The organism is Polaromonas sp. 39-63-25 (assembly GCF_002278925.1).
Classification (GTDB): Bacteria; Pseudomonadota; Gammaproteobacteria; order Burkholderiales; family Burkholderiaceae_C; genus Polaromonas.
Window position 1 is genome coordinate 24752 of sequence record NZ_NCJH01000007.1, and the last position, 13625, is coordinate 38376.

At 64.3% G+C, this 13625-nt stretch carries 12 protein-coding genes; all 12 read right to left on the minus strand.

From position 1 onward, the window contains the following. Positions 1 to 91: 91 nt before the first annotated feature. On the minus strand, positions 92 to 2635 hold the full coding sequence (locus tag B7X65_RS09845; protein ID WP_293594133.1) for an FtsX-like permease family protein: 2544 nt from the start codon (positions 2633 to 2635) through the stop codon (positions 92 to 94). Between the two features lie 117 nt (positions 2636 to 2752). Next, positions 2753 to 3727, minus strand: a complete 975-nt coding sequence (locus B7X65_RS09850) for a formate dehydrogenase accessory sulfurtransferase FdhD (protein WP_293594134.1) — start codon at positions 3725 to 3727, stop codon at positions 2753 to 2755. 68 nt (positions 3728 to 3795) lie between these two features. Then, entirely contained in the window at positions 3796 to 4185 is a 390-nt protein-coding gene (locus B7X65_RS09855) for a hypothetical protein (protein WP_293594135.1), read from the minus strand. 25 nt (positions 4186 to 4210) lie between these two features. Next, on the minus strand, positions 4211 to 5383 hold the full coding sequence (locus B7X65_RS09860; RefSeq protein WP_293594136.1) for a formate dehydrogenase subunit gamma: 1173 nt from the start codon (positions 5381 to 5383) through the stop codon (positions 4211 to 4213). A 12-nt stretch (positions 5384 to 5395) separates the two neighbouring features. After that, on the minus strand, positions 5396 to 5617 hold the full coding sequence (locus B7X65_RS09865; RefSeq protein WP_293594137.1) for a hypothetical protein: 222 nt from the start codon (positions 5615 to 5617) through the stop codon (positions 5396 to 5398). Further along, a complete protein-coding gene (gene fdh3B / locus B7X65_RS09870) occupies positions 5614 to 6237 on the minus strand; it encodes a formate dehydrogenase FDH3 subunit beta (protein ID WP_096669558.1) in 624 nt (207 codons plus the stop codon). Before fdh3B ends, B7X65_RS09865 begins: the two co-directional genes overlap by 4 nt. A gap of 9 nt (positions 6238 to 6246) precedes the next feature. Then, positions 6247 to 9222, minus strand: a complete 2976-nt coding sequence (locus B7X65_RS09875) for a formate dehydrogenase subunit alpha (RefSeq protein WP_293594138.1) — start codon at positions 9220 to 9222, stop codon at positions 6247 to 6249. 32 nt (positions 9223 to 9254) lie between these two features. Then, positions 9255 to 9461 carry a formate dehydrogenase gene (locus tag B7X65_RS09880; RefSeq protein WP_293594139.1) on the minus strand — a complete coding sequence of 69 codons (207 nt, stop codon included), beginning with the start codon at positions 9459 to 9461 and terminating at the stop codon, positions 9255 to 9257. A gap of 229 nt (positions 9462 to 9690) precedes the next feature. After that, complete coding sequence (locus B7X65_RS09885) at positions 9691 to 10311, minus strand: molecular chaperone TorD family protein (protein WP_293594140.1); 621 nt, start codon at positions 10309 to 10311, stop codon at positions 9691 to 9693. Positions 10312 to 10320: 9 nt separating this feature from the next. Beyond that, positions 10321 to 12411: a 4Fe-4S binding protein gene (locus tag B7X65_RS09890; RefSeq protein ID WP_293594141.1), complete on the minus strand. Its 2091-nt coding sequence runs from the start codon at positions 12409 to 12411 to the stop codon at positions 10321 to 10323. Beyond that, a complete protein-coding gene (locus tag B7X65_RS09895; protein WP_293594142.1) occupies positions 12341 to 13042 on the minus strand; it encodes a DUF3306 domain-containing protein in 702 nt (233 codons plus the stop codon). The genes B7X65_RS09890 and B7X65_RS09895 overlap by 71 nt, the downstream gene beginning before the upstream one ends. Continuing rightward, entirely contained in the window at positions 13035 to 13622 is a 588-nt protein-coding gene (locus B7X65_RS09900) for a DUF3305 domain-containing protein (RefSeq protein WP_293594143.1), read from the minus strand. The genes B7X65_RS09895 and B7X65_RS09900 overlap by 8 nt, the downstream gene beginning before the upstream one ends. Positions 13623 to 13625 lie beyond the last annotated feature (3 nt).

Consider the following 13625-nt stretch of genomic DNA (forward strand, 5'->3'; position numbering starts at 1 on the left):
CTTGATCCGCAATCCATGCGGCGCGAGCCAGGGCTGTGGTTCATGCGGCATGGATCCCGGATCGAGTCCGGGATGACGAGCCGGAGGGAAATTATTGGGCCTTGCGCAAGGTTTCCACGACTGGTGTGTTGAGTACGGAACGCAAACCCCACCAACCCGCCGCCATCGCCAGCACAGCGCCGGCGAGGCTGCCCAGCAGCGGCACGGTCCAGGAGCCGGTCCAGCTGAAATCGAACACATAACGCGCCAGGCCCCAGCCGACGGCGAGCGCCACGATGGAAGCGAGGAAACCGGCCAGCAGGCCGACGCCGGCGAGTTCGGCGCGCTGCACCTGGCGCAGCAGCGAGGCGCGCGCCCCGACGGCGCGCATGATGGCGAACTCGTGGGCACGCTCTTCGCGTGTCGCCGTGATGGCCGCGAACAGCACCACCAGGCCGGCCGCCAGCGTGAAACCAAACAGGTATTCGACCGCGCGTATCACTTGGTCCAGCACGCGCTGCACCTGGGCGATGGTGCTGCTCATGTCGACGTTGGTGATGTTGGGAAAGGCCTTGACCAGTTCGTTGTCAAAGCTGCGCGGCTTCACCCCGTCCTGCGCGGGCACACGTTCGGGCGCGCGGAAGGCGCTGATGTAGGACACCGGCACATCCGTCATCTTTGCCACCGGGTACATCACGAAAAAGTTGACCCGCATGGAGCCCCAGTCGACCTTGCGCAGGCTGGTGATTTTTGCCTCGCTGGTCTGGCCGCCGATGTCGAAACGCAGGCTGTCGCCCAGCTTGAGGCCCAGCGTGCTGGCCAGCCCGTCCTCGACGCTGATGGCGCCCGCCTCGTCGGGCGTCCAGCGGCCGGCCACCACCTGGTTGTGTGAGGGCTGCAGGGCGGCATGGGACAGGTTGAACTCGCGGTCCACCAGGCGCTTGGCGCGGTCGTCCTCGAAGTCCTCCGGCGTCACGTCCCTGCCGTTGATCGCAACGAGGCGGCCACGGATCATGGGGAACCAGTCAAACCTGGTGACGCCGCCATCGCGCAAGGCCTGCTGGAACGCGGCGCCCTGCTCGGGCTGCACATTGATGACAAACCGGTTCGGCGCATCGGGCGGCGTGGCCCGGCGCCAGCTGCTGATCAAATCGGTGCGCAGCAGCACCAGCAGCATCAGCGCGAGCAGACCGACCGCCAGCGCGCTGACCTGCACCACCGCATAGACCGGACGTGCCGACAGCTGGCGCGTGGCCAGCACCAGCCAGCGCGGCGCGGTGGCTTCGTTGACGCTGGCGCGCAGCAGCTTGACGGCCGCGAAACTGGCCACGGCAAACACCGCCACCGCGCCGGCGAAACCGCCGACGGCAATCAGGCCGAGTTTGAGGTCGCTGCTGGCAGCCACCAGCAGGGCCGCAAAACCGAGCACGCCGACCACCAGCACCGCCAGCGAGGCCGGCCGCAGGTTGCCGACATCGCGGCGGATCACCCGCAGCGGTGGCACCTGGGCCAGCTGCAGCACAGGCGGCAGGCCGAAAGCGAGCAGCAGGGTCAGACCCATGCCCATGCCGAAAGCCACCGGCCAGACGGTAGGCGCCGGCAGCGCTGTCTCAACCAGGCCGGCCAGCAGCAGCACAAAACCATAGTGCACGGCAAAACCGATCAGCACACCGAGGGCGCTGGCGGCCATGCCGGCCAGCACAAATTCAAAGGTGTAGGCCAGCGCGATGGTGCGTTGCGGCTGACCCAGCACGCGCAGCATGGCGCAGTCGTCCAGGTGTTTGGAAGCAAAGCCGCGTGCCACGATGGCCACGGCCACGGCGCTCAGCAAGGCCGCCAGCAAGGCCACCAGGTTGAGGAATTTTTCGGCACGGTCCAGCGTCTGGCGCATCTCGGGGCTGCCGCTTTCCAGCGACTCGATGCGCACGCCGCGCAACTCGGCCTTCTTGATCTCCTGCGTGGCCCACTGGACATAGGCTTTCACCGCGGCGTCGCTGCCGGCCACGGCAAAGCGGTAGTTGGTCCGGCTGGCGGGCTGGATCAGGCCGGTGGCCGCCAGATCAGCGCTGTTGATCATCACGCGTGGCGAAAAATTGGCAAAACCGCCGCCACGGTCCGGCTCCTGGACGATCACACGCGTCAAAGTGAAGCGGGCGTCGCCCATCAGCAGGGTCTGGCCGATGCGCAGGCCCAGTGCATCGAGCAGCGATGCGTCGGCCCAGGCCGTGCCGGGGGCGGGAATCTCGCGGGTGGCCGCGCCGGCAGTCTCGGGGCTGGCAGCGACCTGCAGGGTGCCGCGCAAGGGGTAGCCCTCGGGCACCGCCTTGAAGGCCACAAGTTTGCTGGCGCCGCCGTCTTCCTCGCGCGCCCGGCCCATGGTCGGAAAGGTCACTGTCGAGGTGACCTGCAGGCCCAGGCTGCGCGCCTTGGCGATGAACACCTCGGGGGTCATGCCGTCGCTGCGAAGAACGGCGTCACCGCCGAGCAGCTGGCGGGCATCGCGCTGCAGGCCTCCCTTGAGGCGGTCCGCAAAAAAACCGACGGCCGTCAGGGCGGCGACGGCCAGTGTCACCGCGACGATCAGCAGGCGCAGTTCCCCGGCGCGCAGGTCGCGCAGCAACGTCCGCCAGCCGAGTTTGAGGAAAAGGGTGTTCATGCCATGACCATAACGCAAAGTCCACAGCCCCGGCGCCTGTCGGTTTCTGCCGGTGAACAGCCCGGGCAATTCAGCGGGTCGCCCCCTCTGTGGGAATGCCGCACCGCCGTCAGGCCATCAAGCCGTCTCTGGCGCCCGGAGCCTGGGGCCGGCGAGGTCCGGCTGCAGCTTGAGCCGCTGCGGCTGGGCGTAACAGACAAAACGCCGATTGGTCGCGCGACCTATGGCACACAGCCCGACGGCCTGCGCCACCTGGTGGCCCATCTGCGTGATGCCGCTGCGCGAGACCACGATCGGCACGCCCATTTGCGCCGACTTGATGACCATTTCGCTGGTGAGCCGCCCGGTGGTGTAAAACACCAGACTGGTGCCCTCTTCACCAGCCAGGGCCGCGGAACCGGCTTCGCCGGGCCGCAGGCGCAGCGCCCCTTTTTCCCGTGCAAGGGGCAGCGCACCGCCGAAGGTACGCGCAGTGGGGAGCGTGGGGGCCAACAAATTGATCGCCATCCAGCCCGCAATGGTGTCGATGGCGTTGTGCCGTCCCACGTCCTCGACAAACAGCAGCATCTCCGGCTCCGCGGCTGCCAGGGAAAACAGCGCGCAGGCGTGCACGGATCCGGCCGACTTGTAGGTGGTCTCCTTGAGGCGGATGGTGTTGACCAGGCCGTAGAGCTGGGCTTGGGTGATGCAGGCATCGGCCGGCAGCGCTATCTGGTCCACCTCGTCCATCAGGCCGCCGAACACACTGCCCTGCCCGCAGCCGGTGGTCACCACCTTGCGCGCGGTTTTTTCCTCGATATCCGCGATGCCGTGGCGCGTCTTGACCGCCGCGGCCCCCACATCCCAGTCCACCGTGATGGATTCAATGTCTGCGGCGTCCCTGACCAGCCGCTGGTTGCGCAGGTAACCCAGCACCAGCAGTTCGGGGTGGGCACCGAGTGTCATCAAGGTCACCAGCTCGCGCTTGTCGACATACACCGTGAGGGGGCGTTCGGCGGGAATGGCAATCTGGAGCGGATCACCGTATTCGTTGACAACGTCGATGTCGCAGGTGAGCGGCGCCCGGGCCTGGGTCAGGTATGGCAGAGGCATGGTTGGAGACTACAACAAAAAGGCCGACACCTTGCGGGGCCGGCCTTTTTGCAATGGATGGGCGATGGTCAGGATTTTTTCTCAGGAGCAATGGCTGCCGCAGGTGTCTTGCTGCTGGGCGGGCTGGTTGCTGTAGCTGCCGGAGAGTGCGCACCTGCCGCCTCAAGGGGCTTGGCTGCCTCAGGCGGCTTGTAGCTGAAGGCGCCAGGGTCTGCGCACGCAGGCGTGGCCACCGGCGGCTTGGTTTCCTTGCCGGCCGCCTTGGCCGTCTTGTAATAACTGGCCGCGACCTTGTCCATGGATTTGCACAACAGGTAGCCATCGACCTTGCCGGCCCAGGCCGCCTTCGCGGCGGCCTCGGCGGCTTTGGCCTTGGCCTCATCGCTGACCGGGGGGAGCTTGGCCAGCACCATGGTGGACACGCCGGCAAACAAGGCGGCAATAAGAATTTTTTTCATGGAATCCTCGCTGTTCGAATCTGATCTAGGCCTGGACGGTCTGGCCAGGCGGCGCAGGCTCGCTGCGCTGTGCCGGAATCTTGCCTGCCTTCACGTCGTCATACCAGTATTCGTGGTGCTCCCTGGCCCAGGTCTCGTCCACATAGCCGGTTTTCATGCCGTCGTAGGCACCCTGCATGCCGATGGTGCCGATGTAGATATGGCCGATGAACATCGCCATCATCAGCACCGTCGCCACGGCATGCACCATGTGCGCCACCTGCATGGTGTCGCGAACATAGATCAGCCCGGGGATCAGTTTGTCGAGCACCAGTCCCGAGGCCACCACGATGATGCCGAGGAAAAACACGCCGCCCCAGAACACCAGTTTTTCGCCCGCATTGAAGCGGTGTGACGGCACTTCCTTGGCGGCCAGAAGACCACCGCCCTTGAGAAGCCAGCCCATGTCACCACGCCGTGGCAGGTTGTCGCGGACAAAGGTGAAAAACACAATCACCAGCGACACGGCAAACAGCGGGCCGGCAAAATTGTGCATGTTCTTGAGCAGATAGGTCAGCCAGCCGAACAGGGTGCTGCCCATGATGGGTAGCAGGAAGAACTTGCCGAAGGCCATGACGACGCCGGAGATGGCAAGAATACAGAAAGCAATGGCGTTGGCCCAGTGTGCGGAACGCTCAAACGGCGTGAAACGCTCGATCTTGCGGCCCGTTTCGGAACCGTGCAGATTGATCCTGCCCTTGCCGAAGTAAAACAACGCGATCGCACCCACCACGATCAGCAGCAGCGCGCCACCGTAGGGAATCAGCCAGTTGTTGCGCACCTGGCGCCAGGCCTCACCGGCATTGGTCAAGCGCGAGCCCGGGTATTGCACAAAAGGCTGGATCAGGTTGCCGGCCTCGGGCGCCTCGCTTTTGGGCAGGCTACTGTAGCCGGTGACGCCGGAGCCGACCTGCCGCCACATCGGCGCATTGTTGCCGGGCTGGACCCTGGCGCGCTCGCCATTGGTCTGCTCGGCGTATTTGGGATCAGCGCTCGCCTCGGGTTTGACCTCGAAGATGTTGGCGCTCTGAATACCGCCTGCGGGTGCGGGTGCCGCAACTGCTGCGGCCGGGGTGGCCGCAGGTTGCGCCGACACCGTGGCCGAGAAGCCAAACGCTGCAAAGAGGAGTGCTGCCAGGAATCGCGATGGGCGTTGCATGTGAACTCCCTGTTATTTCACGCGGTTGTATTCGTTCTGACCGGCCTGCGCGCGGGTCTTGAGCTGCTGCTCCCAGGCGGTCTTGTCGCCGGCTTTCCAGCCCGGGGCATTGAAGGCGTTGCCGGTCCCCTGAAACGCGGCCGTGTCGCTCTTGACGCCGCCAGCGGACTGGGGTTTGTCGCCGCAAGCGGCAAGTGCCATGACAGCAGCCGTAAGCAGTGCGAGACGCATCATGATTTGGCTCCTTGCACGGGAGGCTGGCCAGCCTGTTTTGAACCGTAGGCCGTTCCCCAGCCCCACACTTCAGCGCCCTTGCCGCGCTGCACCACACGGGTGCGGAAGATGTCGGCAACCACATCGCCATCGCCGGCCAGCAGCGCCTTGGTCGAGCACTGCTCGGCACAGGCTGGCAGCTTGCCTTCCGCCAGCCGGTTGCGGCCGTATTTTTCGAATTCGGCCTGGCTGCCGTTGGCCTCAGGGCCACCAGCACAGAAGGTGCACTTGTCCATCTTGCCGCGCACGCCGAACGTACCCTGGGACGGGAACTGGGGCGCGCCGAACGGACAGGCATAGGAGCAGTAGCCACAGCCGATGCAGACGTCCTTGTCATGCAGCACCACACCCTCATCGGTACGGTAGAAACAGTTGACGGGGCACACAGCCATGCAGGGCGCGTCGCTGCAATGCATGCAGGCCACGGAGATGGACTTCTCGCCGGGTACACCGTCGTTGAGCGTCACCACACGACGGCGGTTGACGCCCCATGGGACTTCGTTTTCGTTCTTGCAGGCAGTAACGCAACCGTTGCACTCGATGCAGCGCTCCGCGTCACAGACAAATTTCATGCGTGCCATGGTATTTCCTTATGCCTTCTCGACGTTGCAGACCGTCGTCTTGGTTTCCTGCATCATCGTCACGCTGTCGTAACCGTAGGTGGTCGCCGTGTTGACCGCTTCGCCGCGCACCACAGGGGCGGCGCCCTTGGGGTAGTAGGCCAGCATGTCGGCACCCTGCCAGCGTCCCGAAAAGTGGAAAGGCAGGAATACGGTGTCGGGTCCCACACGCTCCGTCACCAGCGCCTGGACATTCAGGCGCGCACCCGTCGGCGTGCTGACCCAGGCGCGTTCGCCATTGCGAATACCCTTCTCGGCAGCCACCTTGGGATTGATCTCGATGAACATCTCCTGCTGCAGCTCGGCCAGCCAGGGGTTGGAGCGGGTTTCCTCGCCCCCCCCTTCGTACTCGACCAGACGGCCCGAGGTCATGATCAGCGGGAATTTTTCATGCACCTTGTCAGCGATGTTTTTCTGCTGGATGGTTTTGTACAGTGTCGGCAGGCGCCAGAAGGCCTTCTTGTCATCATGCGTCGGGTACTTGGCCACCAGATCCGGCCGGATGCCGTACAGCGGTTCGCGGTGCTGCGGAATGGCGTCCGGGAAGTTCCAGACCACCGCCCGTGCCTTGGCGTTGCCGAAGGGATGGCAGCCGTGGCCCTGCATGAACACCCGGATCAGTCCGCCTGAGGAGTCAGTCTTCCAGTTCTTGCCCTCAGCGGCGGCCTTCTCCGGCTCGGTCAGTTCATCCCACCAGCCGAGCTTCTTGAGCAGCAGATGGTCGAGTTCCGGGTAGCCGGTCTGGATGTCGGCGCCCTTGGAGTGCGAACCGTCTTCGGCCAGCAGGTTTTTCCCTTCGCGCTCGACGCCGAAATTGGCGCGAAAGTTGCCGCCGCCGTCCATCACGTGTTTGGAGGTGTCGTAGAGGTTGGGGGAACCGGGGTGTTTCATTTCCGGCGTGCCGTAGCAGGGCCATGGCAGACCGAAATAGTCACCCGTCGTGTCGTAGCCCGTTTCCTTGTCCTTGCCGCCTTTGGACTTCAGCGTCTTGACGTCGAACATGTGCATGTTGCGCATGTGGGCCTTCAGGCGCTCCGGGCTTTGCCCGGTGTAGCCAATGGTCCAGACGCATTTGTTGATCTCGCGCAGGATGTCTTCCGGCACGGGCTCGTCCATGCCCTTGACCTTCTGCATCTTGTAGTTCTTCGACAACTCCTTGGCAAAGCCCAGTTTCTCGGCCAGTTGGTGCATGATCATGTGGTCGCTGCGGCTTTCCCACAGCGGCTCGATGACTTTTTCACGCCACTGCAGTGAGCGGTTGGAAGCCGTCACGGAACCGCTGGTCTCGAACTGCGTCGCGGCCGGCAGCAGGTAAACGGCGCGGTTGGGGTTGAGGTCTTCGGCCTTGCCTGGCATGGCCGCCATGGCGGCTGTGGCCGACGGATAGGGATCAATCACCACCAGCAGGTCCAGCTTGTCCATGGCGCGTTTCATCTCCAGGCCACGGGTCTGGGAGTTGGGCGCATGGCCCCAGAACACCACACCGCGAAGGTTGGAGTCCTGGTCGATGAATTCGTTTTTCTCCATCACGCCGTCGATCCAGCGCGACACCGTGATGCCGGGTTTGCCCATCATGGCGGGCGAGGCATAACGCCCCTTGATCCAGTCGAAGTCCACGCCCCAGGTCTTGGCGAAATGTTTCCACGAACCTTCGAGCAGGCCGTAATAACCCGGCAGCGAATCCGGGTTGGGGCCGACATCGGTCGCACCCTGCACGTTGTCATGGCCGCGGAAAATATTGGTGCCGCCACCGGAGACACCGACGTTACCAAGGGCCAGCTGCAGGATGCAGGAGGCGCGGACCATGGCGTTGCCGATGGTGTGCTGGGTCTGGCCCATGCACCAGACGATGGTGGACGGCCGGTTTTTGGCCATCATCTCGGCGGCCATGTACACGCGCGCCTCGGGCACGCCGCAGGCTTCCTCGACCTTGTCCGGCGTCCACTTCGCGAGCACGTCTTCCTTGACCTTGTCCATGCCGTAGACACGGTCGTTGATGTACTTGGTGTCCTCCCAGCCATTCTTGAAGATGTGATACAGCATGCCGAACAGGAACGGGATATCGGAGCCGGAACGGATGCGGATGTACTCGTCGGCCTTGGCTGCGGTGCGCGTGAAACGCGGGTCCACGACGATCATCTTGCAGCCGGTTTCCTTGGAGTGCAGCATGTGCAGCAGGCTGACCGGGTGGGCTTCGGCGGCGTTGGAGCCGATGTACAACGCGCACTTGCTGTTTTGCATGTCGTTGTACGAATTGGTCATGGCGCCGTAGCCCCATGTGTTGGCAACGCCAGCCACCGTGGTGGAATGGCAGATGCGCGCCTGGTGGTCGCAGTTGTTGCTTCCCCAGAAGCTCACGAACTTGCGCATCAGGTAGGCCTGCTCGTTGTTGTGCTTGGACGATCCGACCCAGTACACGGAATCAGGGCCACTGGCCTTGCGCAACTCCATCATGCGTGCGCTGATTTCATTGAGTGCCGTGTCCCAGCCGATGCGTTCGTACTTGCCGTTGACGAGTTTCATCGGGTAGCGCAGGCGGTATTCGCCGTGGCCGTGTTCGCGCAGCGCAGCCCCCTTGGCGCAGTGCGCGCCGAGGTTGATCGGGGAGTCGAACACCGGTTCCTGACGGACCCAGACGCCGTTTTCGACGACCGCATCGACGGCACAACCCACCGAGCAATGGGTGCAGACCGTGCGCTTGACCTCGATTTTTCCGCTACCGTCCCCCGCGCCGGGCGTGGCAGCCCTGGCTTTCTTGACCAGCGTCAGCTGGGTGGCAGCCAGACCGACGCCGACCCCCAGGCCCGAGCGGCGCAGGAAACCGCGGCGGTCCATGGTGGGCAGCGCATTCGACAGTCCGCGCGACAGGCTTTGTACAAAACGTGCAGATCCGGCGCGCTGCGCCGTATCGCCGTGAACACCGTGAATTTTTTTCGTGAGCAGCATGGAGCTCTCCGTAAGAGGGGAAACGGGGAAAACTAGATACGCGCGGTCTGGTAGTAGCGCTTGACGTGATCCGACAGGCTGTAGCCGCCGCCTTTTTCCGGCGCAGGCTTGGGTTCCTGGAGGGCGGCCTCGGGCGCTTGCACTCCGGGCAGGGCGACCGCCACGGCGGCAACTGCACCGGTGGCGGCAGCGCCGAAAAAGAAGCCCCGGCGCGAGGGTTTTGGCTGGCTGTCCTGCATAGTGGTCTCCAAGGAAGCTTGCTGTTATGAACTGGTTTGCATACTTACTGACCTGCCTACTTTACGTCAGACCTGTGCGTGCGACAACGGTCAGGCCAAGCCAAAAGCAACACTTAGGGGAAAACGATAGGGTATCTTGGTTTTTACCCCGATGCTTCTAGTCAAAGGAAAATGTCGCATTTTGAGAAAATCTGCTGCGCGGGAAGTGCCTGACATTGACCCGGCCTCCTCAGGCCAGCATGTCAAAGCCCTGGGTTTCAACGCTGAGAAAGGTCTGCGTGAATCCGGCCAGGCTGCGGTAGAAATCCGCCTTCGGATGGGCACTGACCGCATCGCACAGGGTCGCCGCCCAGGGCTGCAGATGACGTGCGAAAAACTCGCGCTGGCGCGTCAGGTTGGCGACCGCCACATCGTCCCCCGCAATCAGGTAACGCATGACCTCGCACAGGTAGGCGATATGGTCTTCGGTTTCGGGCATGGCTTCGTCGCGCGCCAGGCCCAGCGCCTCCAGATCGGTGCGCAGCGCCGCCAGCGGCTTCTCGTTGAGAAAGCCGCTGAGATAATGGGAGCCGAACAGATAGACCTCGGGCTTGCCGACGCCGCCAAACAACGCCTCGTATTCCCGGGCAATCTCCCCGTCCGGCAAGCTGCGGGCGGCGCCGACCAGTTCAGCCCACGAGGCTTCCAGCAAGGCGCCGGCCGCAGGCGCTTCGGTCACGGCCACCCGAAGGTTGTCGAGCAGGGCAGCCGGGGGAGGTGCGTAATACAGCGCGGCCAGCAGTCCATAAATTTCGGCGCGGGCGGTTTCTTCGTCCAGCGTGGACGGTACGAGTTGGGCGGGCAGGGTCATGGGATGGATTTAGCGAATGTCCGTGATCTTGATTTCGTTGTCGGCAGAGTAGATGTCAATCACGCGGCAGTCGCTGCACATTTTCAGGCGTTCGGCAGCCGCCCCCTGGAACATTGCATGGCCGGCCAGCTTGCCCAGCATGGACTCGATCGCCTTGAGGGTGCCGAACGGTTTGCTGCAGCGTATGCACTGGTAGGGCTGGCTCTCGTTGAGCACACGCGCCTCCTTGCGCTGCGGCGTGAGCAGCAGGCGCGGCTGCAGGGTGATGGCGTTTTCCGGACAGGTCGTCGCGCACAGGCCGCACTGCACGCAGTTTTTCTCGATGAATTTGAGCTGGGGCCGCTCCGGGTTGTCCTGCAGCGCGCTGGCCGGGCAGGCGCTGACGCAACTCAGGCACAAGGTGCAGGCATCCTTGTTGATGGACAGCGTGCCCAGCGGCGAGCCGGCGGCCGGCAATGCAATCGCCTCGGGCCTGGCAGTGGCCTGCTGCGTCATCAGGTGATCCAGCGCCAGCTCCAGCGTGGCACGTTTGTCGGCCTGCACGGCAAAGCCGGCCGCCTGGGCCACGCCCTGCGCTGGTGCCGCCTGCAGCTCGGCATCGAGTGCTGCCAGGTCGCGTGCATCCCTGGCTTCGAGGATGCGGAAGTGTTCCCCCTGGTAACCGAGGCCGCCCAGGATGGCCTGCGCCACGTCCATCTGCTCGCGCACGGCCTCACGGTACTGCGGCGCTTCCTCGGCCGTCATCAGGACCCACACCTGGGAAGCGCCGTGGGCGATGGCCGAGAGCCACAACTCCAGGCCCACCGACACGGTGTGCCACAAGGCCAGCGGCAAAACGCGTGCCGGCACGCCATGCGTGGCCGGATCGAGCCGCGCCAGGCGGCCCAGATCGCCCAATAACCGCATGCCCGCTTCCTGGCTGTGCAGCAGCAGGGCCGCCTGCTTGCCGCCGGTACGCGCATAAGTGCCCAGCAGGGTCTTGATCTTCGCGCCCTGCTCCCCGGGACGCGGGTAGGCAAACGTCAGGGCACCGCTCGGACAGACCGTGGTGCAGGCACCGCAACCCACACACAGATTGGGATTCACAACGATTTGCTGCCGGTCACGCTCACTGCTTATCGCCGAGGCCGAGCAGACATCGATACAGGCCGTGCAGCCGGTTTTTTCATTGCGGCTGTGGGCGCAGAGCTTTTGCTTGTAGTTGAAGAACTTGGGCTTTTCGAACTCGCCGACGAGCGAACGCAGCTGCAACAGGGTGCGGCTGTCCTGGCCATCCCAGCGGAAATAACCTTGGGGCAAGGCATGTTGGGTAAAGGCCGGGGTCGCACGCAGATCCAGCACCAGATCGAATTTTTCACTCAAGGCCTCGGGTGCGCGGCCGAAATCAATCGCCCCGGCCACACCGCAAGCCTTGACGCAGGCCCGGTGCGACTTGCACAGGGCGTTGTCGATCTGGTAGTCGAAACCAATGGCGCCTTCGGGGCAAGCCGCCAGACAGGCGTTGCAGCGCGTGCACAGGTCGAGGTCAATCGCGTTGTTGCGCTGCCAATGGAGTTCGAAAGCTCCCAGCCAGCCGGTCAGGCGCTGGATCTTCCCGGCCAGCACCGGGTAGCGCCGCTCCTGCAGACCGCCGTCGCGGCCCGTCCCCAGACTGAACAGCGTGACGTCCAGCGCGTCCGACAGCAGGCCGGCGGCGCGTTCGGCCGCGTCGAGCTCACCGATGATGAGCACGCGACCCGCACTTTTATAGGTCACAGTCGCCACGGGTTCGGCATCCGGCAGGTGGGCGACCGCAAGCAGGGCCGCAATTTTGGGGCTGGCCTGGGAGGCGTCCCGGCTCCAGCCGCCGGTCTCGCGGATGTTGACGAACTTGATGACCGACGTGGCGCCCTCGGTCTGCTGCGCCAGTTCCGCAAAAAGCCGGGTCTCCTGGGTGCAGGCCACCACCACGTCTTCGCCGGACTGGACCGCCTTCTGGAAGGCGCCCGCTTCGCGGCGGCACAGCGCCGAATGCAGGGTCAGTTTTTCATCAAGTGCCGCGCCCAGCGTCTGGGGCTGGAGCGGCATGGTCTGGTTGCAGTCGCAAATCAGTGTGGGCATGGTTTTCTTGGCTGGCGCCAGAGCCAGGCTGCGGCTCGGGTTGGCTGGAATGTTCTGGGGAAATGGCCGGATCGGATAGGTCCGGGCCTTCGTGGGACTGTGCCACGGTTTCATCCGTGGGGTTATTCGCAGTTTCCCGTGGTGCCGTGGCCGGTGCCGTCTTAACGCCCTCTTTCCCTTCCTTTTCTTCATCCTCAAACAGATTGAGAAACTTGGCACTCGTCATCTGCCGGAGCATGGACTCGGGAATGGGATCGGACCTGGAATAGTCGTCGATGTAGATGTCCAGGCCGTCCATCACATTGAAGTGCGGGTCGGCGAACAGCTTCTTCATCGCGGCATTGCGCACCTCGGGCCCGACATCACCGGCCATGAAGGGCTTGAAGTCGGAATCCCTGGTCAGCAACTGCGCGTCCTCCAGCGTCAGCAGCTTTTTTTCGGGTGGCGCGACGGCATCGTCCGGGGCCGACACGGGTGCTGCAGGGGGTGGGGGTGGCGCTGCCGTCCGGGCGACATCTGGAACCACAGGCGCGGTGGCGGCAGGCGCCGGTTCGTCCAGCCGTTTGCCCTGTAGCGCGTCCGTCTTGCGCCGCGCCCACCGGCCCAGGAATCCAGGGGTTTCGTCAGCCATGGCCGCCCCCGCCAAACTTCTTGTCGGTGCTCACGCGCGCGGGGTTGCCAAACCGGTCCTGCAGCGGCTTGAAGCTTTGCGGGCGCTGGCGACGCTTGGCCTCCAGCACGTAGTGGGCATCGACAAAAGCCTGCATCCACTCGACCACATCGCGCGGCGCCGCCACCTGCTCCACGGTCTCCTGCGCGTCCAGCCAGCGACCGGCGTCGTGGTAACTCAGGGTCACGGTCTGCGGCACGGCCACCGGCTCGTCGGCCAGCGCCGCCTCTTCCTCCATGCGCCAGACCACCCAGAAGCAGGGTTGGGGCGTGCTGACGTTGAGGTAATAACCTTCGGCGTCGTCGGTGAACAGCTCCACCTTGAACCCGGGATGCAGCCAGCGCTCTTCCTGCTCGTCCTTGAGCAGCAGGCGCGGCTGCGTGCCAAAACTTTCCTCGTGCGGCACGATGTCGGCCAGCGACCAGCGCCAGGGCTGCCAGCGGTTGTCGATGCGCTCACGGCGCATGACCACGGCCACCGCCACACAGGGACGGCGAATGACCGTATCGGCACCGGGAAGCTGCAGGACAAATTCAGACATGCC

Bases quoted from the DNA above. Each gene is read 5' to 3' on its own strand.
- B7X65_RS09845 (WP_293594133.1), bottom strand. From the start codon at position 2,635: ATGAACACCCTTTTCCTCAAACTCGGCTGGCGGACGTTGCTGCGCGAC.
- B7X65_RS09850 (WP_293594134.1), bottom strand. From the start codon at position 3,727: ATGCCTCTGCCATACCTGACCCAGGCCCGGGCGCCGCTCACCTGCGAC.
- B7X65_RS09855 (WP_293594135.1), bottom strand. From the start codon at position 4,185: ATGAAAAAAATTCTTATTGCCGCCTTGTTTGCCGGCGTGTCCACCATG.
- B7X65_RS09860 (WP_293594136.1), bottom strand. From the start codon at position 5,383: ATGCAACGCCCATCGCGATTCCTGGCAGCACTCCTCTTTGCAGCGTTT.
- B7X65_RS09865 (WP_293594137.1), bottom strand. From the start codon at position 5,617: ATGATGCGTCTCGCACTGCTTACGGCTGCTGTCATGGCACTTGCCGCT.
- fdh3B (WP_096669558.1), bottom strand. From the start codon at position 6,237: ATGGCACGCATGAAATTTGTCTGTGACGCGGAGCGCTGCATCGAGTGC.
- B7X65_RS09875 (WP_293594138.1), bottom strand. From the start codon at position 9,222: ATGCTGCTCACGAAAAAAATTCACGGTGTTCACGGCGATACGGCGCAG.
- B7X65_RS09880 (WP_293594139.1), bottom strand. From the start codon at position 9,461: ATGCAGGACAGCCAGCCAAAACCCTCGCGCCGGGGCTTCTTTTTCGGC.
- B7X65_RS09885 (WP_293594140.1), bottom strand. From the start codon at position 10,311: ATGACCCTGCCCGCCCAACTCGTACCGTCCACGCTGGACGAAGAAACC.
- B7X65_RS09890 (WP_293594141.1), bottom strand. From the start codon at position 12,411: ATGCCCACACTGATTTGCGACTGCAACCAGACCATGCCGCTCCAGCCC.
- B7X65_RS09895 (WP_293594142.1), bottom strand. From the start codon at position 13,042: ATGGCTGACGAAACCCCTGGATTCCTGGGCCGGTGGGCGCGGCGCAAG.
- B7X65_RS09900 (WP_293594143.1), bottom strand. From the start codon at position 13,622: ATGTCTGAATTTGTCCTGCAGCTTCCCGGTGCCGATACGGTCATTCGC.